Annotated in this window: 17 protein-coding genes and 5 tRNA genes; 5 read left to right on the top strand and 17 right to left on the bottom strand. The window is 57.1% G+C overall.

The window, feature by feature from the left end:
- Positions 1 to 242 precede the first annotated feature (242 nt).
- The 9 genes from HMPREF2547_RS10745 to HMPREF2547_RS05490 form a co-directional block, all read right to left on the bottom strand.
- Positions 243 to 575: a hypothetical protein gene (locus HMPREF2547_RS10745; protein WP_126107984.1), complete on the bottom strand. Its 333-nt coding sequence runs from the start codon at positions 573 to 575 to the stop codon at positions 243 to 245.
- A gap of 1,164 nt (positions 576 to 1,739) precedes the next feature.
- Positions 1,740 to 3,176 carry a hypothetical protein gene (locus tag HMPREF2547_RS05455; RefSeq protein WP_141744331.1) on the bottom strand — a complete coding sequence of 479 codons (1,437 nt, stop codon included), beginning with the start codon at positions 3,174 to 3,176 and terminating at the stop codon, positions 1,740 to 1,742.
- 193 nt (positions 3,177 to 3,369) lie between these two features.
- Positions 3,370 to 3,442: transfer RNA gene (locus HMPREF2547_RS05460), tRNA-Glu, on the bottom strand.
- A gap of 84 nt (positions 3,443 to 3,526) precedes the next feature.
- Complete coding sequence (locus HMPREF2547_RS05465; RefSeq protein ID WP_049171604.1) at positions 3,527 to 4,309, bottom strand: TatD family hydrolase; 783 nt, start codon at positions 4,307 to 4,309, stop codon at positions 3,527 to 3,529.
- Positions 4,309 to 5,088, bottom strand: a complete 780-nt coding sequence (locus tag HMPREF2547_RS05470; RefSeq protein WP_070605044.1) for a tRNA threonylcarbamoyladenosine dehydratase — start codon at positions 5,086 to 5,088, stop codon at positions 4,309 to 4,311. Before HMPREF2547_RS05470 ends, HMPREF2547_RS05465 begins: the two co-directional genes overlap by 1 nt.
- 77 nt (positions 5,089 to 5,165) lie before the next feature.
- Positions 5,166 to 5,238, bottom strand: a tRNA-Glu gene (locus HMPREF2547_RS05475).
- A 49-nt stretch (positions 5,239 to 5,287) separates the two neighbouring features.
- Positions 5,288 to 5,359: transfer RNA gene (locus HMPREF2547_RS05480), tRNA-Gln, on the bottom strand.
- Between the two features lie 30 nt (positions 5,360 to 5,389).
- Positions 5,390 to 5,462: transfer RNA gene (locus tag HMPREF2547_RS05485), tRNA-Glu, on the bottom strand.
- Positions 5,463 to 5,514: 52 nt separating this feature from the next.
- A tRNA-Gln gene (locus tag HMPREF2547_RS05490) sits at positions 5,515 to 5,586 on the bottom strand.
- 296 nt (positions 5,587 to 5,882) lie between these two features.
- On the opposite strand from HMPREF2547_RS05490, the gene HMPREF2547_RS05495 reads away from it, so the two are divergent.
- Entirely contained in the window at positions 5,883 to 7,295 is a 1,413-nt protein-coding gene (locus tag HMPREF2547_RS05495; protein ID WP_224433166.1) for a hypothetical protein, read from the top strand.
- Here HMPREF2547_RS05495 and gltX read toward each other — a convergent pair.
- Together gltX and HMPREF2547_RS05505 are read right to left on the bottom strand one after the other, a co-directional pair.
- Positions 7,279 to 8,766: a glutamate--tRNA ligase gene (gene gltX, locus HMPREF2547_RS05500; RefSeq protein WP_070546718.1), complete on the bottom strand. Its 1,488-nt coding sequence runs from the start codon at positions 8,764 to 8,766 to the stop codon at positions 7,279 to 7,281. The two genes, HMPREF2547_RS05495 and gltX, sit on opposite strands and share 17 nt — an antisense overlap.
- A 57-nt stretch (positions 8,767 to 8,823) precedes the next feature.
- Positions 8,824 to 9,537 carry a TIM barrel protein gene (locus HMPREF2547_RS05505; RefSeq protein ID WP_246819634.1) on the bottom strand — a complete coding sequence of 238 codons (714 nt, stop codon included), beginning with the start codon at positions 9,535 to 9,537 and terminating at the stop codon, positions 8,824 to 8,826.
- On the opposite strand from HMPREF2547_RS05505, the gene HMPREF2547_RS05510 reads away from it, so the two are divergent.
- Both HMPREF2547_RS05510 and HMPREF2547_RS05515 read left to right on the top strand, forming a co-directional pair.
- On the top strand, positions 9,536 to 10,258 hold the full coding sequence (locus tag HMPREF2547_RS05510; protein WP_070605133.1) for an SDR family oxidoreductase: 723 nt from the start codon (positions 9,536 to 9,538) through the stop codon (positions 10,256 to 10,258). The genes HMPREF2547_RS05505 and HMPREF2547_RS05510 overlap by 2 nt on opposite strands.
- 56 nt (positions 10,259 to 10,314) lie before the next feature.
- Positions 10,315 to 11,547, top strand: coding sequence for an isochorismate synthase (locus HMPREF2547_RS05515; protein ID WP_070605049.1), 1,233 nt, complete (start codon positions 10,315 to 10,317; stop codon positions 11,545 to 11,547).
- A 12-nt stretch (positions 11,548 to 11,559) separates the two neighbouring features.
- On the opposite strand, the gene HMPREF2547_RS05520 is transcribed toward HMPREF2547_RS05515, so the two are convergent.
- The 3 genes from HMPREF2547_RS05520 to HMPREF2547_RS05530 form a co-directional block, all read right to left on the bottom strand.
- Complete coding sequence (locus HMPREF2547_RS05520) at positions 11,560 to 12,348, bottom strand: fumarylacetoacetate hydrolase family protein (protein WP_048735367.1); 789 nt, start codon at positions 12,346 to 12,348, stop codon at positions 11,560 to 11,562.
- Between the two features lie 65 nt (positions 12,349 to 12,413).
- Positions 12,414 to 13,001: a 3'-5' exonuclease gene (locus HMPREF2547_RS05525; RefSeq protein ID WP_048735364.1), complete on the bottom strand. Its 588-nt coding sequence runs from the start codon at positions 12,999 to 13,001 to the stop codon at positions 12,414 to 12,416.
- Between the two features lie 33 nt (positions 13,002 to 13,034).
- Positions 13,035 to 14,909: a DUF294 nucleotidyltransferase-like domain-containing protein gene (locus HMPREF2547_RS05530; RefSeq protein WP_070605052.1), complete on the bottom strand. Its 1,875-nt coding sequence runs from the start codon at positions 14,907 to 14,909 to the stop codon at positions 13,035 to 13,037.
- Between the two features lie 61 nt (positions 14,910 to 14,970).
- Here HMPREF2547_RS05530 and HMPREF2547_RS05535 point away from each other — a divergent pair, with 61 nt between their 5' ends.
- The gene (locus HMPREF2547_RS05535) at positions 14,971 to 15,624 is read left to right on the top strand and encodes a mycothiol transferase (protein WP_070605055.1); all 654 of its coding nucleotides are present in this window, start codon (positions 14,971 to 14,973) and stop codon (positions 15,622 to 15,624) included.
- A gap of 29 nt (positions 15,625 to 15,653) precedes the next feature.
- Here the strand turns inward: HMPREF2547_RS05535 and HMPREF2547_RS05540 are convergent, their stop codons facing one another.
- From HMPREF2547_RS05540 to HMPREF2547_RS05550, 3 genes are all read right to left on the bottom strand, one after another.
- Positions 15,654 to 16,670, bottom strand: coding sequence for a 3-isopropylmalate dehydrogenase (locus tag HMPREF2547_RS05540; protein WP_141744336.1), 1,017 nt, complete (start codon positions 16,668 to 16,670; stop codon positions 15,654 to 15,656).
- A 74-nt stretch (positions 16,671 to 16,744) separates the two neighbouring features.
- The gene (locus HMPREF2547_RS05545; RefSeq protein WP_070605058.1) at positions 16,745 to 18,268 is read right to left on the bottom strand and encodes an HNH endonuclease signature motif containing protein; all 1,524 of its coding nucleotides are present in this window, start codon (positions 18,266 to 18,268) and stop codon (positions 16,745 to 16,747) included.
- Between the two features lie 201 nt (positions 18,269 to 18,469).
- A complete protein-coding gene (locus HMPREF2547_RS05550; RefSeq protein WP_070605060.1) occupies positions 18,470 to 19,984 on the bottom strand; it encodes an acetyl-CoA hydrolase/transferase family protein in 1,515 nt (504 codons plus the stop codon).
- Between the two features lie 289 nt (positions 19,985 to 20,273).
- On the opposite strand from HMPREF2547_RS05550, the gene HMPREF2547_RS05555 reads away from it, so the two are divergent.
- Positions 20,274 to 21,350 carry a GTP-binding protein gene (locus HMPREF2547_RS05555; protein ID WP_049172106.1) on the top strand — a complete coding sequence of 359 codons (1,077 nt, stop codon included), beginning with the start codon at positions 20,274 to 20,276 and terminating at the stop codon, positions 21,348 to 21,350.
- The last annotated feature ends 58 nt before the right edge of the window (positions 21,351 to 21,408 follow it).

A 21,408-nucleotide genomic window follows, 5' to 3' on the forward strand; every position in this document is an offset into this window, starting at 1 on the left:
ACCCCGGAAACTGTTCTGTGACCAGCGAGGTTCAAATATTGATGCGGAAGGTCTGGTTCCCCTACCGTGCTCAGCAATCCTATCCAGCTAGCGGGGGCATTGTCCCAATCGCGAGTTGGAAATAAAAGTCGAAGTGCTTCTGCTTCTCGTAGAAGCGGAGGAAACACTCATGCTGAAAGCGGGTTACTTTTTGGGTATCCGTATGTCTATATACGGTAACGGGAATTGGGTTCTTGCCGTTTTTAAGACAGATCTAGACGATCATCATGTGAAGAAAGATTATGGTTTTTCCCATATTTTCTCTCGATAAGAACCATCGCTTCGAGAATTTTTACGATAACTCTATTAGTCGAGATGGAAGCGCATTTTTCTTCAGCTCGTCTTAGCTCTGGAAGGGTAGACTTTATCCATACTTTTGCTGCTGGAGCATTGTCTATCTCTTCTTCACGGAGAACTGACTCCAGGATGTCAATGACATCGTGGAGCGACAAGTCCGTTTCAGGAGGAAATTTTGCCATTGCATCTCTCCAGAGTTCGTGTTTCTTTAATGGTGAACCTAGTTGAGGGAAAAGCATGAAGAGAATAGCAGTTGCATCTATCGCTTCCTTTTTTCGCTGTGTTTTGGCCTAAGCGGAGTTGCTGCGGCATCGCCTTCTGCCGAAACAGCAAATGGCATGGCTGCCACTACTCTAGCCGGGAATGACCTATACGGAAGAGTAATCAGTGTGCACTTATCAGCGAACGACTGTGAGACGGCTAAGTTTCGGTACTGGCTTGTAACCGATGCATTTGGCTCAGTTACGTGCATCCCAGACCCTAATAACGATGGAGATTGGTTACTCATCACTACGTAAGCACGTTATACGCGTTATACGCGAGATTCTTCACTCGCGTATCTATGAACTGTGCCAACGAAGTACCCAGTTTCCTGTGCTATCGCTCGGATGGTTAGGCTCCTGGCACGTAGCTCGCGTACGCGTTGGCGTTTTTCAACTGCTCGAGCGAGATAGCTCGCTCTTGGCTCGCTTGTACAATTAGAAATTGCACGGGTAAATACTCCGGTTTTTCAGCAAGTTCCCGAACTGACCACCCCTTTCGTGGATAACCCGGATATCTATTTCTTGGATCCCTACTCATGGCCAGCCTCAATCCATTTGTCGGTTTCAGCTCTTCTTCCTTGACGTTTGCTACGAGATTCTCTCCCTCGTGCGCTTTGGATGGTGCTAAAGGTTTCTTCGTAGATTGCTGAGCCGTCTGCTCACATGCGTGAGCGGTTGACGATCCATCAGTGGATAGATCGGGCAATCTGGTCGACTTCGCGTGTGGAAAGTGGTCCGCTGAAGAGTTCTGGTTCATGGATTGCGCTGCGGTTTGGATAGCGAGACCAAGCCCATCGGGGTCGCCGAGGTGGTGGCGGATTTCGAGATAGGCTCAGGTGCGTGCTGATTCGAATAGTGCGCAGTTGCGGCCTAGCCCGACCAGATTTTGCAGCGGGTTTTCTTCCAGGACTTCGGTGGCATGAAGCCGGTTTCGGTCAGCCAGAAGGCTAGTTCATCAAGTGTGTAGAGTTCGACAGCGCTCAGAATATACTGCGCAAATGCGTGCACCGGCTGCAATCTCAGAGTCGAAGGTCGGACAAGAAGTACTCCTCGCTGAGCTCAGCTCATTTGAAGACAGCAATGAGTAGTGAGTCCACGGACTCGTAAGTTGACCTTCACATGCACGGTGCTACAGAAAAATCATCCGTGAAATTCACCGTCGGGGAACGCGTCAGCCCACGTGCTTTCATCCCTGCCAAGCGCATCAATAATCTTTTCAATGAGCCCGGCATGAGCCTTGATGTCGAGCGCAGGTGGATCCGGCATCGTAATACAGTCTCTCGGATTGAACGTATCGAGATACTTCTCAGCCCACGAGATCCACGGGCTGTCAGGCTCAATTCGCTTCACATATTCGAGATAGGAACACACCGCTTCAAACTTTTTTAACTCCTGAGAGCGCTGATACAACGCGTTGAAATAGAAATCCTTCGCGACAGTCTTCGCAGCGATTGGCTTAGCGAACTCATATTGCTTCGCTCGGAGCGCCCTCTCTCTGCCCGCAATCTCATAATCTGTCTTCTTCCAGAATTCTCGAATTTGATGCCACTTGAAATAGGCCTCAATGCCGTCGGCAAACGCTTCTGAGTTCTTCTTCGAATCACGAGCGGACATCCCTCGAAATTCAAGGACAAGTTGACCATTCGGGATTTTTTCCCAGAAGCGCCTAATCTTTTCGCCCTCGTGCCAACGGTTGTGATAATCGATTTCATCTTGTGTTGGCTCACGCTGCACACGGTTATATCTCTCGCGGAACTTGAGATCTTGAAGATCGAAATCAAAGCCGAGCTTAACTGCACGAAGCACTTTCTCTTTAGACCATGAGTCGTACCAAGTCTCTAGTTCTATCCGGCCACCGTTCAGTTCAATCTCTGTGAAGAGCACATGCAAAACTCGCTTAATCCGCAATTGCACATCGGAACTAAACTGCCTCTTGTAGTATCCAAACGCTTCGACAGCTTTCTTATTGTATTTCGCCACGCGTTTATCGCCACGTAAAATCTCCCTCCACCCAACCAGTTTCATTGGCTCAATAGAGATAACAGCGGCCTTGAATCGGGGCTTCTCCTGGCCATATACGTAGGTACTTCCTGCGTAGTCAAAAACGTGGCCATCTTCCAACCAAGACCTATCACGGGATAGTTTCGCCGCCGCCGGTAACCAGAAGTCGCGAATCTCACCGGCCGAGGCCACGATTGTGAAAACGTCGAGGTCTGACTCTCCAATACCATGGCGTATTCGAGCCATGTAAGGAGTTAAATCAACTTCAGGCTCGTCGGGTTTTGGCGTTGGTTTTGGTTTTCTCAATGTGGAGGGTACCGGTGGCTCCTTCGCCGCCGTGTTCTTCCGCCGCTTCTTATTGACTACAAGCGCTTCGGTACCGGCGTAAACCCTCTCACCACGTTTTGTAGCTACAGCCTTCCACTTATCACCGTGACCTGAAATCTTGACTAACTTGTGCCCCTCTAGCATGCGCGCTGTATTCTTATAAAATTCATGCGGAGGGTCACCGGCGCAACCATCCACGATCCATCCAAGAATCTTCTTCTGTCTGCTGGTTAGCTCTTTCGCAGCCATACCTCTATTGTCACCCACCCCAATAGCAGCGAAAAAGAGCTTCTTGCTGCTAACCCTGTAATTGTCATGGAATAGGGTTGAAGGACATTTGAAAAGGCAAAATCCCGATTCGCATTCAGCCGAATCGGGATCCCGTATCGCAAATTCCGTTTTCATGAACTGTCTAGGTCAGAAAAGCGAAACTGCCACTTTGTACCCCGTACGGGATTTGAACCCGTGTTACCGCCGTGAGAGGGCGGCGTCCTAGGCCGCTAGACGAACGGGGCTTAGAACTTTTCATCCGCGCGCTGCGGACTTGTTAAACAATACACTAGACGTGGATAGTAACTGCAAATCCGCAGGTTAAGGCATTAAATCCCTAGCGTTTTCGCATTGTTGGCCAGCTCGTTTGCAAGCTCCGCTTCATCCATTTTTCGCAAGGCCGCAACCTCGGCGACAGTTTCCCGCAACGCAGCGACTACCTCTGCAGCGACCGCTTCCACCGCGTCACCGCTTCCAGGCTCGCGCGGAAGGTCTGTCTCCAGCAAGAGCCTATCGACGGGCACCTGCGACACATAGGCCCGTCCGCGCTTTGTCCGCAACATGAGCGGGTTGACGGAGATATAACCACCGGCGCGGATCAGCCGCGTCAGTTCATCGCTAGTGCCACCGAAGCGGTGAAAGATGGGCACGAAGGTCTCGCCTGGTGCGACGCTGGAGCTGGTGTCCAAACGTGGTTCGATTAGGCCAAGCACCACACCAGCACTCCGAACCGTGTGAATGGACAGGATATGTGACAGGCTCGAGGCTTGGACAGCATCCAGGATGCTGGTAAAGACATGGATTTGAGTCTCGGCAGAAACGTCGTCAAGCCTGCGGGGCGCGAAGTCCAAGCCAATCTCGCCGATGAAGCGAGTGCGAGGGAGGGCCGCGCGAAAAATCTCGAGCTCTCGCTCATAGTTGCCATCGATGTACCACGGGTGATAGCCCACGGCGGCCATGGGCAAGCTTTCACTCTCTAGCTCGACAAAGCCGGAGGGCCGGACCGTCTGCGCGATAATCTCTACACCCTCCCGTGCAAGATCAGCCTTAAAACGCTCGCGCGAATCCTGTGGCAGGAAGTCGTAGTGAAAGTGGGTATCGATGAACCGCATTACTTTTCCGTCGGTGGCTGGCTATCGTCGGCTGGACCGCCGATTCGCGGGGCCAGCGGGGTTTCCTCGAACCCGAGCAGACGGCGAATGACCGTTCCGGCCAGCATCTGCCCCATGATTGGCGGTATGTAGCTCATGGTACCGAGGGTTTCCGCTTTGGTGCCGCTGCCCTTGTCCGCAATGCGCACAGGCTCTTCGGATGAGTACAGCACTTCAAGACCGCGAATGCGTCGGCGGATACACACCTGACGGACGACCTTCGCCAGCGGACAGACCTTTGTCTTATTGATTTTTGAGAAGGTCAGCCGAGATGGGTCGAGCTTATTTCCGCCGCCCATAGCGGAAATGAGGTGGATGCGGTTTTCCGCGCACCACTGCGCGATCTCAATTTTCCCGGTGACATCGTCGATAGCGTCGATGATGTAATCCGGACGCGGGAACTTCTCGAAGGTCTCTGACAGGTTTTCGCGTGTGAGAAAAATCTGGCGGGCATAGGTCGTACAATCCGGGTTGATATCGGCAACCATCGCCTCCATAACCTCGGCTTTGACCCGACCAATCGTGGAGACAAATGCCAGCGCCTGACGGTTGAGATTGCTCGGCTCCACGACATCGCCGTCAATCAAGATGAGGTTGCCCACGCCACCTCTCGCGAGAGCTTCGGCACAACTCGACCCCACGCCTCCGAGTCCGACAACCATGACGGTAGATTCAGCCAACGTTTCCAGCCCCTCCTCCCCTAGGAGAAGCTTCAGTCGTGCGAAACGTTCACTGGTCATAGTCACCTCTGGTCATAGCGGCCTCGATTCTTAAAAAAACAAAAACTCCCCAGCCAACTGACTGGGGAGTAACTTTGTACCCCGTACGGGATTTGAACCCGTGTTACCGCCGTGAGAGGGCGGCGTCCTAGGCCGCTAGACGAACGGGGCTTAGAACCTTGCAGTTAGTGAATACATTCAACAATGAACTTCTTCACTGCTGGCCTACCAGGACTCGAACCTAGAATGACGGTACCAGAAACCGTTGTGTTGCCAATTACACCATAGGCCAATAAAGACTGGCGCTTTCGCGCTGTCTTTGTACCCCGTACGGGATTTGAACCCGTGTTACCGCCGTGAGAGGGCGGCGTCCTAGGCCGCTAGACGAACGGGGCTTAGAACTGAATTCAACTCAACTAATCAAGTTAGTTAAGCAAGCGAATTCCGCTGGCCTACCAGGACTCGAACCTAGAATGACGGTACCAGAAACCGTTGTGTTGCCAATTACACCATAGGCCATCGCTGCTGAACGCAACGAGGAATAATATAGCCAATTGGCGTGAACAAGAGCAAATCACCTGGTCAAAGGTTCGTTGTCAAAGGTTCGTTTAAATTCGCGAGTTCCCCACAGCCCACCTCAGCAGAGCGCATAACTAATGCATAACCAATGCAGTGCATCTAACTAACGCAATCCCAGATCGAAAGCCCATTCGATCGCAGCTCAAAGTCGATCCGCCCTTCAGGAGACACTTCGTGGTGAAGCGGCTGGCAAACAGCCGCCACACACCACAAACCATCCCTGAAAGGCAAGCATCATGACTTCCCCCACAACAACGGCAACAGCAACCGCCCCCATCACACTCGAGCTGGAGTTCTCCGACATCACGGAGCAAATGAACGGCACCATCGGCCGCGTCATCGGCACTGTCACTATCCGTCAGTTCGCGAAAATCATCTCGGGCCTCAACCTCGATGCCAACCCACGCGTGTCCCGCACCGGCCGCATCACCGATGCCATCATGGAAACCATCGACACCACGCCGGAGCTCTTCGCCTACAAGTCCAAGGGTGTGCTCCTGGCCTCCACTCAGTTCACCAGTGAAGACAATCTCTACCGCTTCACCTTCAGCAACCGTCGCATCGAAGGCATCCTCGACGGCGGCCACAACTCGCTGGCTATTGCGCTGTTCGTCCTGGGCAAGCTCACTCCACCGCCTAGCCGCAAAATCAAGACGTGGTCCGAAATGAAGGAGGTCTGGATGGAGCGCTCCGAGGAAATCGAGGAATTGCTTGCCGACGAAAGCCTCACCGAGCTCGATGCCAAGGTTCCGGTAGAGGTACTCGTTCCCGGTGCTCGGGACGAGGACACTGTGCAGGACTTCTCCGATGCTCTGCTCGATATCTGTGCCGCCCGCAACAACAATGCGGAGCTCAAGGCGGAAGCAAAGCTCAATCGCGCCGGCTACTTTGACGATCTGAAGCATGCTCTGCCGCAGGGAATTAGCGACAACGTGCAGTGGCGCACCAACGATACTGGTCGACTAAAGGTGGGCGATGTCATCGCTATGGCGTGGATTCCACTGTCCTGTATTGACCTGCCGAAGGATGCCGACGGCAAGCAGATTGAAGCACCGACCCCTACCAGCCTCTACTCCGGAAAGGCCAAGCTGCTTGACCGCTTCGAGGATGTCATGAGTTCCCCAGAGGTCACTAAGCCCAGCACTGAAAGTATCAATGAGCGCACCGAAGAGGTCGTTCTCTACAACGAGAAGGTCCGCAGTGCCTTGAACCTCACGCGTGACTTCATCGATATTTTCGAGCGCATCAACGCGGAGCTACCCGATCTCTACAACAAGAGTGGCGGCAAATTCGGCGGCATTGATGCTGTTGACAAGGCCAACAAGAAGAATCCGCGGACTGGCAAAACTCCACAGAAGTACTCGAAGTTCTACCGCCAGCCCATCGGCTACGCGATTCCGGACGGGTTCATCTACCCACTCGTGTACGCCTTTGCCGCACTGCTCAAGCAAAACGAAGACGGCACGGTCTACTGGGGAACCGACTGGCACGAGTTCTTCAATAACCACATGGGGTCGCTGGTCAAGGACTACCGCGAAACCTCCATGAACATGCTGAACCGCGACCCGCAGAAGGTGGGCAAGGAAGCGGGCTCTTACACGAACCTGCTTCGCTCAGCCCAGCTCGCACTCTTTACTGAGCAGCAGTAAAAGGAGTGACCTCGAGAGCCTTGCGCAGTCGGCTCAGGCTGCGGCTGCGGCCAAGCAGCTCCATGGACTCGAACAGCGGCGGCGATACCTGAGCACCAGTTACAGCCACGCGCACCGGGCCGAAGGCCTTGCGTGGCTTCAGCTCCAGGTCCTCGATGAGGGCCTTCTGAAGTGCAGCTTCGAGCTTCTCGGTGATGAAGTCCTCTTCGCTGAGCGGCTCCACAGCTGCAATGGTGGCCTCCAGGACAGCAACAGCGTCTTCCTTGAAGTTACGGCGTGCCGAGCGCTCATCGAAGGTGAACTCGTCCTCTTCCACAACCAGGAACTTCGAGAGGTCCCAGGCGTCGGAAAGCGTCTTCACACGAGTCTGCAGCAGCGTTGCCAGGAAAGCGAACTTATCCGCCGGGTAGTCGGACGGGAAGTCAAAGTGGCTTTCCAAATACGTGCGCAGACGCTGTTCGAAGTCCTTCGGATCGAGCATGCGGATGTGGTCGGCGTTGATAGCGTCGGCCTTCTTCTGGTCGAAGCGGGCCGGGTTGGACAGCACATCGTGGATATCGAAGGCCTTAACCATCTCGTCCATGGTGAAGATGTCCTGATCGCCGTCCATAGACCAACCCAGCAGAGCCAGGTAGTTCAGCAGACCCTCGCGGATGAAACCGTTATCGCGGTGGATGAAGAGGTTGGACTGTGGGTCGCGCTTGGACAGCTTCTTATTGCCCTCGCCCATAACGAACGGCAGGTGACCGAACTCCGGGGTGAACTTGGCGACACCGATACGCTTCAGCGACTCGTAGAGAGCAATCTGGCGCGGGGTCGATGGCAGCAAATCCTCACCACGCAGGACGTGAGTAATCTCCATCAGAGCGTCATCGACCGGGTTAACCAGGGTGTAGAGCGGTTCACCGTTGGAGCGGGCGATGACAAAGTCCGGAACCAGGCCGGCCTTGAACTCAATGCGACCGCGAACGAGGTCCTCGAAGACAATGTCCTCGTCCGGCATGCGCAGGCGGATCACCGGCTTGCGACCCTCTGCACGGAAGGCTTCCTTCTGCTCCTCGGTCAGGTTGCGGTCGTAGTTGTCGTAGCCCAGCTTCGGGTCACGGCCGGCGGCCTTGTGGCGCTCCTCAACCTCTTCAGCGGTGGAAAAGGCCTCGTAAGCTTCACCAGCGTCAATGAGGCGCTGCAACACATCGGCGTAGATGTCCTTGCGCTGCGACTGGCGGTACGGGCCGTGCGGACCACCGACATCGATGCCCTCGTCCCAGTCAATACCGAGCCAATTCAGGGCCTCGATGATTGCCTGATAGGACTCTTCGGAGTCGCGAGCGGCATCGGTATCTTCGATGCGGAAGACCAGCTTGCCACCAGTGTGACGGGCATATGCCCAGTTGAACAGGGCGGTGCGGATGAGGCCAACGTGCGGGGTACCGGTTGGCGACGGGCAAAAGCGTACGCGAACATCTGACATGCTTTCCCACGATACCCGCCCTCCCACCTGCAGGCATGCATAGGGTTTTACATAGGGTTACAGAGTCCATTCCCCAGTCACTTCACCGGCGTATCCAGCGGCGCGCAGCCGCTCAACCCAGCTGCGCAGTGGCGCCTCACCGGTGCCCGGCGCGCCGCGGCCTGGGAAATCGGCAATCTGGACGTGCGCCGGCAGGCTCACTCTTCCGGCCTCCACATCGGTGAGCCAGGCATCCACGTCCACGCCATTGGCCGCAAAGTGGTAGAAGTCGGCGAGCACACCAGCACCAGTCTGTTGAGCTAACTCCTCGGCCTGCCAAGGATCGGTAATGGGGTAATCGTCCATCCCGGACAGCGGCTCAATCAACGCGCGGACACCGCTGAGCTCCAGCTGGGCAGTGATCTCAGTCAGTCGGTGCACTTGCAGGTCCGCCAGTTCCCCAGACCGCCCCAGCAGCACGTTAGAGCATTTCAGCCCCGTGGCTCGCGCGATCTGGCTCACTGCTTCCAGGTGCCCCGTGGGCAGCCCGTCTGTATCGAGCACTCCTCGCTGCCCCGCTGTCATGTCCCCTCCCCACAGGTTCATGGCATAAAGACCAAGGCTGTCGTCAAAGAGGTCACAAAAGGCGGAAACCTCATCGGGTGCGGGCACTGCGAGGTCAAATGGCCACCAGAATTCCACGGCCGCGTAGCCGTCGTCACGCGCGGCGTTGACAGCATCGTGCGGGGACATGTGTGCGTAGACCGTAGAACAGTTAATAATGGTGCTCATGACCAAAACGGTAGTAGTAACTGGTGGCGGCGCGGGCATTGGTCGCGAAATTGCTCTGGCTTTCGCCGCCGATGGCTGGCACGTGCATATCTGCGGCAGGCGTATCGACGCGCTCGAGACTGTTGCCGCCGAAGCGGACAACATCACCTACTCCAGGTGTGACATCACCGACCCCGAACAGGTCCGTGCGATGTTTGAGAACGCGCAGGTGGCTACGGGAACCATCGATGTTGCAGTGCTCAATGCGGGGCTGCCCGGCACGCCCGCGGAGTTCGGAGAGACCGGCATTGAAGACTTCCGGGCGGTCATCGATACGAATGTGGTCGGCTCGTACCTGTGTGCACGCGAGGCTTTTTCGCGGATGAAGGCGGGGTGCGAGGGGAAGACAGAGCAAGCGGGCGGCCGAATCCTGGTCAATTGTTCTATCGCAGCGCAGGTGCCGAGAGCACACACGGCGGCGTACGCGACGTCGAAAAGCGCGCTTGCCGGAATGACCCACGTGCTTGCCCTCGACGGACGCGAGTATGGCATCACGGCAACGCGCATTGATATTGGCAATGCGCAGACTGACCTGTTGGGGACGTTCACAGGCAGCGAGCCGATGTTCGATGCCAAGCAGGCTGCGGAAACTTTCCTCTACGCCGCGAATCTGCCGGCAGGTGCCGTCATCGATCAGCTTACGATTACCGCTGCGGGTATGCCCTTTTTGGGCAGGGGTTAGCCTGCCCCTTAAACTGGAGCACAACTGGGTTTAGATTGAGGAGGCGGGTTAGGGCTATGTCCATGGAAAACCACCCCTCTCTGGGCGGCGGAAACGAAGAAGAGCAGCAGGAAAAGTCTCACCCGTCGAACGAGCCTGCAGCGACTCCGAAACGTTCGACGCGCTGGGACACGTCCCGCCCAACCACCGCTCCTGATTTTTTGCTCTCCCGTGCGCACGGCTCCATCCGCACGCAAGGTATTGAAGAGCAGATTTCCGACCCCTGGCTCGCAGCCGAGGGACTGCACTCGGGCATTCACAAAATGGTGGTCGGCGCCCTGCCCTTCGACTTGGACAAGCCCGCCGCCCTGACCGTTCCCCGGGAAGTCATCCGCTCCTCGCAGCCGCTGGAGCCACCCGCGCACTACCGCTGGAACGCACCCAAGCCTCACGCCAGCATCGTCGCTTACGATCCCCCGCTCGATGAGCACGCTGAGCGCATCGCCGCAGCAATCCGCACCATCGAGTACTCGGCGCTGGAAAAGGTCGTGCTCGCGCGCGCTGTGGAACTCGAAATCGATCCCCCGATTGACCCGCTCCTACTCGCATCGCGGCTTATCGACGGATCCCCCAACCGCGATGGCTTTGTCGTGGATCTCTCTCCCGCCGGTTCCGATTATGAGGGCAAGTTGCTCATCGGTTCCTCCCCGGAGATGCTGGTCCGCCGTACGGGTGACATCGTTGAGGCGTTTCCCTTGGCCGGGTCGCTGCCGAGGTCCCGGAATGAAGAGGTGGACCGGGCGTCGGCCCGTCGTTTAGCGGACTCGCGCAAGAACCTAGACGAGCATGCCTTCGTCGTCGACGACATCGCCGACAACTTGGCGCCACTGTGCAGTTCGCTGGATGTTCCGGACAGCCCCGAGCTGATGAGCACCGCCGAGATGTGGCACTTGGCCACGCATATCCGCGGTCGGTTGAAGGATCCGTCGCTGTCCGCGCTGGATTTGGCGCTGGTGGTGCACCCGACACCAGCCATTTGTGGCACGCCGACGGAATCCGCCTTCGGCGTTATTCAGGCCGTAGAGACCAACCGCGGCTTCTACTCGGGCGCTGTCGGCTGGTGCGATGAGAATGGCGACGGTGAGTTCGTGGTCTCCATTCGCTGTGCCGAAATCGACACTGAGGGGTCCGTGGCACGACTATGGGCCGGAGGCGGCATTGTGTCGCACTCCGACCCAGAAGAAGAAGTCACGGAGACCAGCGCCAAGATGGGCACTGTACTCCGCGCTTTTGGAGTTAAGGGCGCTTAAGCCCCTAGCGGCTTAAGCCCGCTCCACCGGGTTGGCCAGCTTGCCAATACCCGGAATCTCGATTTCGATGCGGTCGCCCGGGAACATCGCAGCGGTACCGGCCGGGGAGCCGGTGCAGATGACGTCACCCGGCAGCAGCGTAATCGAGGCGGTGATGAACTCGATGACCTCCGGGATGGACATAATCATCTGGTTGGAGTTGGAGTCCTGCTTAGTCTCGGTAACACCCTCGTGAGTCAGGTGCGCCTTGATTGGAAGCTCGTTGTAGTCCAGCTCCGTCTGGATCCACGGGCCCAGCGGGCAGAAGGTATCGATGCCCTTTGCGCGCGCCCACTGACCGTCGGCGAACTGCAGGTCACGGGAAGAAACATCATTGACGATGGTGTATCCGAAGATCACATCGTGAGCGTTTTCCTTCTTGACGTTCTTGCACGGCTTACCAATAACCAGTGCCAGCTCGCCCTCAAACTCGACGTTAGTGGCGAAATCCGGAATGCGAATCGGCGCTTCCGGACCAATAACGGCCGTCGGCGGCTTAATGAACATCGTCGGCGGCAGCGATTCTGCCGACTTCTTGAACACCTCGGCGACGTGGTCAGCGTAGTTACGACCAATAGCGATGACCTTCGACGGCAGCATCGGGGCAAGCAGACGTACGTCGGCAAGCGGCCAGGAACGACCAGTCTTATTCAGCTGACCGAAAGGGTGCCCTTCGATCTCGTGCAAAGTAACTTCATTGCCTTCGCCCTCGACGAGCGCGAAGCACATGCCCTCTGGGTGGGCGATTCGAGCAATACGCATAAAAATAGGGTACACGTCACATTGCAATAACTATGCAATGACCCCCACTCTCAAACATGTACGATTTAAACTCCGCGCGATTCCTGCGCAAGCCACACCAACGCACAAGCCAGCGCATCGTTGAACGCATGATGGGCCTTAAAACGGGGAATGCCGTACTTGTCGCACAGTGACCACAACCGCAGCTCATCACGGACCGGCTCGCGGTTGGCTCGCAGAATTGCGTCGTACTCGCGTGTCATCGTGTCCGCCACCGGCACATCAAAGCGCGCATCAAAGTACTTCCGGCACAACGGATCCAGGAAACCAACTTCCATCCGCGCGTAGTGCGCCAGCAGCTTCCGTCCCCGTAGAGCTTCTAACAGCTTGCCGACGGCCACCTCTGCCTCTACCCCGGTTGCGACCATGTCGTCGGTAAGCCCATGCACCGTCGCCGACTCGCCGACGCTCACCTCCTCGCGCTCTGGGCGAATGAGAAGGTGACCCGACTCTTCCAGCACGATGTCGCGGCCTTCGACGGCAACCCAACCGATGGAAAGCAACTGATCTTTGGAGGGATCCAGACCGGTGGTTTCCACATCGACCGCGAGCCAAGCATTGTCGCGGATAGGTGCGTCCAAGAGTTTCTTGCGGGGTTTGAAAAACTTCAACATTGCGCGCTCACACAGCTAACTCACACAGCTAAACTACGACATCGCCCGGATGGGATATTTCGCCCCGAGACTCTGCTGCAACTTGCGGATAACACCAAACGCATCGCGCAGGTGCTCGCGTTCCAGGCTGGAGAGACGCTTCGGGTAGATGTGGTTATTCGGCTGCTCGCCAGCGTTGAACTGGGCCTGCTGGTGATGAAGCTGCACCGTGCACAGGAACTCGAACGCATCCGCCAGATCCTGCGCACCCTGACGGCTCACGCTTCCGGCACCCGCACTCGCCGCCAAGCGTTCACGTGTGGACAGCTGCGGCAGCCCGGCCGCCACAGTAAATAGGCGCGCCATCTGCACCACAGCAGCAGTTCCCCCCTTCTTGATGTCCAGGGTCTCTGCGTGCTCGCCGCCCTTCTCCAGCACCAGGCCACGGAAGAAGCCGAGCGGCGGCTCCCGCCAGGCCGAGAGCTTGGCCAAGTGCGCGTGCAGGCGCTGCGACCCCTGGGCCAGCGGCAGGTAGGCCGCACGAAGGCCCTCCACCAGTTGCACATCGCCCGCTACCGCTCGCATGTCGAAGAAGGTCTGTGCATGTAACAGGGCCTCCGCCTCCGGTGCCGTAATCCACCCGTGGAAAGTGCGCAGCCACTGCGACTTGGTCATCCGCCACGCAGGATTGCTGGCCATCATGGCCCCTGGACAGAGCGGATAACCGACTCGGTCGAGGTTGGTGCAAATCTCGTCGCTAAGCGCGGCGAAATAGTCAGCATGAGCGTCGGCGTCGTAATCGTCGGCGAGGACCAGCGCATTGTCCTGATCGGACGCGAGCCCCATCTCTCCGCGCCCATGCGAGCCCAGTACTGCAAAGGCATAGCTAACCGGTGGCGGCCCAAGCTTTTCCTCCGCAAGCGCCACCAGGCGTCGGGTGACAGCATCGGCCACGGCAGTCAGCAGCTTGGCGACCTCCTCCCCCGAATCACCTCGGTCAATAAACCGGCCGACAATCCGCCGCGCGTTCTGAGCAATCTCCGCAATCTCCGAGATATCGCTCTTCCGCGCCAGCGTCGCCGTCGCGTACACGGGATCGGTGTGCAGACTGCGCAGCAGGTCACCAATGACAATCATGCCGACCACTCTCGTCCCATCGTGCACCGGCAGATGATGGTAACCGCGCTCAGCCATCAGCAGCATGGCCTCAAAAACCAGCAGGTCGGGACTGATGGTTTCCGGGTTCCCGGTCATCACTTCGCTTACAAGCGTCGCCGCGGGCTTCGCCTCTGCCAGCACTCGACGACGGAGGTCACGGTCAGTGATGATGCCGACGAGCGAGCTCTGGTTGGCGCCTGCAGACTCCATCACGAGCAGACTGGAGACATTCCGCTCCGTCATAATCTGCGCCGCCTCTTGTACTGTCGCATCAGCACTGCAGGTCACCAGCGATGTTTCCATCAGGTCCGCAACCCGTGTGCGCAACGACTCCGATGCCGCAGTACTCCGCAGCTTCGATGCCACTGCGCGAATGCGCGCGTTTTCACCGCCGTAATAGCGCCGGACCTCTACGAACTGGTCATTGAGCTGGTCAAAGACCTCCTTGGAGATCACTAGGAATACGCAGTCCTCCACTGCCGTCATCGTGTATAGCGAAGGGTCACTGCTCAGCAGCGTCGAATAGCCGAAATGATCTCCCACATCTCGCCTGTCCAACAGCGTGCCAGCTGGGTCAAAGAGATCCACCATGCCGGAGCGAATAATGAAACAGCTGTTGTTATCCGCACCCGCCCGGATAATCTCCGTTCCACGACGGGCATAGCGCATGGTCAAAAGCGGTGGGATAGTCGCGCGCTCTTCATCGTTGAGGTCCGAAAAGGGGCGAGTATGGCTGAGGAAGTCTGCGATTTCCGCAAGCTCGACGGTCATGGGGTCAATTATCCCCTATTTTTGCTCCCAATAGGACTGATTTGCGGGAATACTCGACCTTATGACCAATTCCACACACAGCGCTTCCACAAATCCCGAATGGCCGCTCGACGCCCACATCCTCGGCAGGATGGACAAGCTCGCGGCACTCGTCGCCACGCTTGACGACGACACCTTCAACGCAACCCTCCCCATCCCAGCCATTAACTCCCTGGCCGTGCTGCTACGACATGTGACCGGATCCGCGAGATACTGGCTCGAACGCGTCTGCCTTGGGCATGATTATGTCCGCGATCGCGATGGGGAATTTTCTGCTCATTGCAGTGTTTCGGAAGGGCTGGAGATTTACCACCGTGACCGCGCGGCCATCGAGTCGGCATTGGTGGAGTTGCAAGGCGTGGACCGCGCTGCTGCTCCTGCTGTGATTCCTACCGATAAGGACCGTTGGTGGTGCGGCAGCATCGAAGGCGTGATCGTGCATGTCTTCCACGAGGCGGCTCAGCACCTGGGACATGCGGAGATTACGAGGGATGCGCTAGTGGCAGGACTGGGAGGGGATGATTCCGATAACGGCGCAGGAAGCTCATCCCCATACCCCCTTGACACCATCATCGATGTACTTCGCCAGGTCGGACATGCGTCGGACTTCATCGAGCACACCGCCGACGGTAAGACTCACATCACTACCGTCGATGGCAAAACTGTGATTGCCTAGCCCTCTCCCCCCCCCTATTTTTTACTGCGCTACTTCAAAGCAGCAGCAATGCGGTCGCCAACCTCAGCGGTCTTGATCGGGCCACTACCGCGAGTAGCCATGTCAGCTTCCACAGCAGCCTCGATGCGCTGGGCGTCTTCCTCACGACCCAGGTGGCGCAGCATCATGGCACCCGACAGAATGGCTGCCGTCGGGTCCGCGATCCCCTTGCCAGCAATGTCTGGCGCGGAGCCGTGAACGGGCTCGAACATGGACGGGTTGGCATTGGAGGCGTCAATGTTGCCGGACGCCGCCAGGCCGATACCGCCCGACACTGCACCAGCCTCATCAGTAATGATGTCGCCAAAGAGGTTGTCGGTGACGATGACGTCGAAACGCGAAGGATTAGTGACGAGGTAGATCGTCGCAGCGTCGATATGCGAGTAATCGACATCTACCTCTGGGTATTCCTTAGCGACCTCATCGACCGTGCGCTGCCACATACCGCCACCGTGCACCAACACATTGGTCTTGTGGACAAGGGTCAGCTTCTTACGACGGGTCATAGCCAGCTCGAAGGCATAGCGGACGACGCGCTCAGCACCGAAGCGGGTATTGACGGAGGTCTCGTTGGCAACCTCGTGTGGCGTGCCAACGCGAATTGCACCGCCGTTACCTGTGTAGGCACCTTCGGTTCCCTCGCGGACGACCACGAAATCAATTTCGCCCGGGTTCTTCAGCGGTGACTCGACACCCGGGAAGAGCTTGGAAGGACGCAGGTTGACATGGTGATCCAGCGCGAAGCGCATTTTCAGCAGCAGGCCGCGCTCGAGAACACCCGGAGGTACGTTCGCCGGGTCACCGATGGCACCGAGCAGGATTGCGTCGTGCTCACGCAGGGAGTCAAGGTCAGCGTCGGTAAGCAGTTCGCCATTGCGCAAGTAGCGACGCGAGCCGAGGTCGTACTCGGTAGTGTCGAACTCGCCGATAGCAGCCTTGAGCACCTTCAGCGCCTCTGCCGTAACTTCCGTGCCGATGCCATCACCCGGGATGACGGCGATCTTCAGCTTTCCTACCTCAGTCATTTTTGAGATACCCTTCTCACTATATGGACACAAATGAGTGTAGCAGAACCTAGCGCTCACTCCCCGTCACTGTCTGCGCGATTTTTAACATCTCCATCGTTTTCACAATCCACCCCGCCTACTGCTCTCTCCTTTTCCAAATCCCGCCGCACCTTATCCACTAGGCCGCGGAGACTGTCATGCAATTTGCGACGTTTCTCATTGTGCTCAGCCAGCGCAGCGGTCTTCTTTTCAGTCTGCGAGGCAAAGGTGTAACGACCATGCCCAGTGTGCTCTTTCTCCGACTGCGCAAACGGCCCTTCATCACAAGAGAGGAACGTCCAAGCTTCGATCCCATCATCACCTCGAACAACTCGCCACATACCGGCAGTTTTGAGGTTGTGGTGCCTTCGACAGAGACAATGGAGATTATCTGTGTGCGTGACCCCTTCCTTTTGCCGCTCACCACCGGAAAGGCTGTGATCAAATTCCACAATATGGTCGATATCGCACTTTTCCGCGGGGACATCGCATCCAGGAAAACTACACACACCGTCACGGGCACGCACGAATGCACGCTGAGACTCGGAGGGCCGATACCCCTCAACCGCACTATCCCCCAGCACCCGCAATGTCGATACCCGCTTCAGCCAAGACTCGGCCACCAGCGAAGAAAGCCAACCTGCGCAAGCGAGCCACACTGGAGTGTTTTCCGGTTCGCCATCCTCCCCGGGAGAGAGCACTCGGAAGAGTTCCAGATTCACCTCCACCTCACAAGTACCGCGTAACGCATGCATGAAAGCTGCCGCGCGACTCACTTTCATCTTCTTAGCCACTGCGTCGATAATTGCAAGGGCTTCCACTGCATGATGCCGCTCGAGTACAGTAGTCAGTGTCGTAACTCCAGCGTCACCATGTTCATCAACTGCGATAAACTCCTTAGCCGTCATACGATCGCCGAAGTAGTCGAGAGCCGCAGCTTGAACCTCCCGTACCTCCTCCGACTCCACGGGATTATCCGCCGACCCTCCATCCGCCTCGACCTGGTATGCCGCCGCATCAATTGCAGCATCTACGGTCGCCTCCACATTCCGGGCCAGGACCCTATCAGCCTGCAACCCAGCGACATCCACATCACGTGGCCGCACTTCCGGAGCACACTCACCAATCACTCGCTGCACCCGCGTTGCCATCGCACGCACGCCACGGAGTGCCTCCCCGTCGCGCCTAGGCTTAACGACGTCCACGAGACCCGACTCCACTGCGTCAACCTTGTCATCGGCTACAGGTCGGGTATGTTTACCAAGCATTGCTAAATGCCTCATCGACAAATGCCCGCGCTCCTGACACATTTCCGCTAGTTGCGGCATACGTCCAAGCATGTAGCCAATTTCCATATATTTGTTCACTTCGGCGCGTGAGATTCCAAGCACCACCGACCAATAAGCCAAATGAGCTTCGACATCGCCATCATCTGGTGGTGCGACCCGCTGAGCGATAACCATCTCCAGACGATTAATCTCGCGCATCACTTCAGCGAGCGAATGAGCCCTCACCTCATGGCTGAACCGAAATTCCCCACACGATTCCAACTCTGACATTGCACTGTCCCCTCCCTAACGAGGTCCCCTAACGAACAGTTCTTTATCAATTCGCCCACACCATATCCCCCACCCCGGATTCAAACCGCTGCGCACCCCAAAAATCTCCACATTACTCGAACACTATTTCGAACTAAAGCCGAAAGAAAATCCCGCCCTACGACGCAAACTTCGTCGTAAAGCGGGAACCGCACTAGAAACCTAGTCGACCGGCTTCATGGAACCGTTTTCGAGGAAACGACGGTGGAAGTCATAAGAAGTACCCAGGTCATGCGGAGTATGCAGGTACGGGGTGACCCTCTCAGCACGCTCAACGTATTCGAGCAGCGCCTCCTTGTACATCGGGTGCGCACACTTCTCAATGACAACACGGGAACGCTGACGCGGCGCCAGCCCACGGAGGTCAGCCAGACCCTGCTCAGTGATGATGACCATCACGTCATGCTCAGTGTGGTCAACGTGAGAGACCATCGGCACGATTGCGGAAATGTCGCCATTCTTAGCCAGCGACGGGGACACAAACGTAGAGATGTAGGCGTTTCGGGTGAAGTCACCGGAACCGCCAATGCCGTTCATCATGCGGGAGCCAGCCACGTGAGTGGAGTTGACGTTGCCGTAGATGTCAGCCTCAATCATGCCGTTGGTGGTAATCAGCCCCATGCGGCGGACCAGACCCGGGTTGTTGGAGATGTCCTGCGGACGCAGAACAATCTTCTCGCGGTAGTCAGCAGCATTCTCATTCATACGAGCTGCGTACTCCGGGGACAGCGAGAATGCGGTACCGGAAGCCACGGTCAGCTTGCCAGCATCCATCAGGTCGACCATGCCGTCCTGGATAACCTCAGTGAAGGAGGTCAGGTTCTCATACTTGGAGTCGAGCAGGCCTGCGAGCACAGCGTTCGGAATGTTACCGACACCCGACTGCATCGGCAGCAGGTTCTCCGGCAGACGACCGGCCTTGACCTCCCCATCGAGGAAGTCGAGCAGGTAGCCGGCAATGGCCTTAGAGTCATCGTCCAGCGGCTTGAACGGCGAGTTACGGTCCTCGGCGTTCGTCTCGACGACAGCGACAACCTTATCGACATCGATCTGAACATCCGGAGTGCCGATGCGGTCCCCCGGGTTCACAATCGGAATCTCCTTACGGTTCGGAGGCAGCCCAACACTGTAGATGTCGTGCATACCCTCGAGATCCTCGGACTGCCAGGAGTTGACCTCAATAATGATCTTCTCTGCAGCATTCAAGTAAGAAATGCTGTTACCAACCGAAGAGGAAAGAATCAGGGATCCATCGGCCTTAATGCGAACAGCTTCGACCACAGCAACATTGACCGGGCCAAAGAAGCCCTGCTCAGTCATCGGGCCAGAGTGCGACAGGTGAATATCACTATAGAAGGCATCGCCTGCATTAATACGGTTACGCATTCCCGGGTCGGACTGGTACGGCATACGCCACTCAACACCATTGGCCTTCGCCAGCGCACCATCAAGTTCCGGAGCGGTAGACGCGCCGGTCAAGACCTTAATCTTGAACTCGTCGCCACGCTCGTGAGCGGCCTCCATGCGCTCAGCGAGAGCCGGCGGGACAACCTTCGGGTAGCCAGCACCGGTAAATCCGGCAAAGCCCACCATGTCTCCGTGGTTAATGAACTGCGCCGCCTCCTGCGCGGTCATCACCTTGGATTTGAGACCAGCATGGGCAATACGATCTGACATGAATTCACCTTTCTATATCCCCCAACGCGACTATCGGGGGTAGTGCCTCGAACACCAAAGCACACCCCCAACCCTATCAACGAAGCGGTTAGTGCCTTTCATTCAGATGCCCGAAAGCGCCCCCATTTTAGGCACACTTCACGCGACACTAAAGCCGACTACAACACCGTTTTATGCCCTACGTCACAACTGTCTGACAATAAGCCGTACGACACATTTACGACCCCTCGCCTAGCTCAATTCGCGCAGTAGTTATTGATAATCATTTTCAGTACGCTAATCTTGTCGGGTGACTTCTACCGAATTTTCTGATAGCACCACCGAGACCACTCCCGTCACCGTCCTGTCCGGATTCCTGGGCGCCGGCAAGACCACCCTCCTCAACAACCTCCTGGCAAACTCACAGGGGCGCAAAATCGCGGTCATCGTCAACGACTTCTCGGAAGTCAACGTCGACGCCGCCCTCATCGAGCAAGGCACATATCTCGAGCGCGGCGAGGACCGTTTCATCGAAATGTCCAACGGCTGCATCTGCTGCACGCTGCGAGATGACCTCGTTGAAAACGTCGGCAAGCTCGCGCGCAGCGGCAAGTTCGAGCACATCGTCATCGAATCCACCGGCATCTCCGAGCCCATGCCAGTCGCCGCTACCTTCGAGTGGGAATTCGACGACGGCCGTCGCCTCGCCGACATCGCCCCCATCGACACGATGGTCACGCTCGTCGACGCCTCTACATTCCTCGACAGTCTCCGCCAGGGACGCGCACTGCCTGACGACGAACGCACGGTCGCCGACCTCCTCGTCGACCAGGTGGAATTCGCCGATCTCATCCTCATCACCAAATCCGACCTCGCCGGCGAAAAGCTCACCGGCGGTACCGAGGAAACGATCCGCGCAATGAACCCCCGCGCACGCATCGTCCGCGTGACTAACGGCGAAATCGCCACCTCTGCCATTCTCGACGCATCGCTTTACGACGAAGGTACCGCGGCCACTTTCCACGGATATGCAGAAGAACTTGCGAATCCCCACACGCCGGAGACTGAAGAATACGGCATTTCTTCGGTTGTTTTCCGAGGCAATCGACCCTTCGACCGCGAACGACTAATCAAGGCTCTCCGCGGCACAAAGGGGCTCGTACGATCCAAGGGGCACTGCTGGATTTCCGACCGCCTCGAAGTCGCCCACGTGTGGAGTCAGGCGGGGCCGAACCTGAAAATCACCCCTGCCGTCATGTGGGCGCAGACCGATGTCCCACCATCCAATGAGGTCGTACTCATCGGTGTGAAATTTAACCCAGAGGCCACACTGCAAGCGTTCGAGGATGCCATGCTGACCGACGAAGAAGTGCGGGAATTGCTGTAACAAAGCCCCTGGAAGAGCGCCGATAAACGACCCGCTGAAGCGATCAGAGTGTCATAAA

Source organism: Corynebacterium sp. HMSC055G02 (assembly GCF_001809065.1).
GTDB classification, from domain to species: Bacteria; Actinomycetota; Actinomycetes; order Mycobacteriales; family Mycobacteriaceae; genus Corynebacterium; species Corynebacterium jeikeium_D.

What these genes read in the sequence shown, in the direction of transcription:
- HMPREF2547_RS10745 (WP_126107984.1), bottom strand. Translation starts at nt 575, where the DNA reads ATGCTTTTCCCTCAACTAGGTTCACCATTAAAGAAACACGAACTCTGG.
- HMPREF2547_RS05455 (WP_141744331.1), bottom strand. Translation starts at nt 3,176, where the DNA reads ATGGCTGCGAAAGAGCTAACCAGCAGACAGAAGAAGATTCTTGGATGG.
- HMPREF2547_RS05465 (WP_049171604.1), bottom strand. Translation starts at nt 4,309, where the DNA reads ATGCGGTTCATCGATACCCACTTTCACTACGACTTCCTGCCACAGGAT.
- HMPREF2547_RS05470 (WP_070605044.1), bottom strand. Translation starts at nt 5,088, where the DNA reads ATGACCAGTGAACGTTTCGCACGACTGAAGCTTCTCCTAGGGGAGGAG.
- HMPREF2547_RS05495 (WP_224433166.1), top strand. Translation starts at nt 5,883, where the DNA reads ATGACTTCCCCCACAACAACGGCAACAGCAACCGCCCCCATCACACTC.
- gltX (WP_070546718.1), bottom strand. Translation starts at nt 8,766, where the DNA reads ATGTCAGATGTTCGCGTACGCTTTTGCCCGTCGCCAACCGGTACCCCG.
- HMPREF2547_RS05510 (WP_070605133.1), top strand. Translation starts at nt 9,536, where the DNA reads ATGACCAAAACGGTAGTAGTAACTGGTGGCGGCGCGGGCATTGGTCGC.
- HMPREF2547_RS05505 (WP_246819634.1), bottom strand. Translation starts at nt 9,537, where the DNA reads ATGAGCACCATTATTAACTGTTCTACGGTCTACGCACACATGTCCCCG.
- HMPREF2547_RS05515 (WP_070605049.1), top strand. Translation starts at nt 10,315, where the DNA reads ATGTCCATGGAAAACCACCCCTCTCTGGGCGGCGGAAACGAAGAAGAG.
- HMPREF2547_RS05520 (WP_048735367.1), bottom strand. Translation starts at nt 12,348, where the DNA reads ATGCGTATTGCTCGAATCGCCCACCCAGAGGGCATGTGCTTCGCGCTC.
- HMPREF2547_RS05525 (WP_048735364.1), bottom strand. Translation starts at nt 13,001, where the DNA reads ATGTTGAAGTTTTTCAAACCCCGCAAGAAACTCTTGGACGCACCTATC.
- HMPREF2547_RS05530 (WP_070605052.1), bottom strand. Translation starts at nt 14,909, where the DNA reads ATGACCGTCGAGCTTGCGGAAATCGCAGACTTCCTCAGCCATACTCGC.
- HMPREF2547_RS05535 (WP_070605055.1), top strand. Translation starts at nt 14,971, where the DNA reads ATGACCAATTCCACACACAGCGCTTCCACAAATCCCGAATGGCCGCTC.
- HMPREF2547_RS05545 (WP_070605058.1), bottom strand. Translation starts at nt 18,268, where the DNA reads ATGTCAGAGTTGGAATCGTGTGGGGAATTTCGGTTCAGCCATGAGGTG.
- HMPREF2547_RS05550 (WP_070605060.1), bottom strand. Translation starts at nt 19,984, where the DNA reads ATGTCAGATCGTATTGCCCATGCTGGTCTCAAATCCAAGGTGATGACC.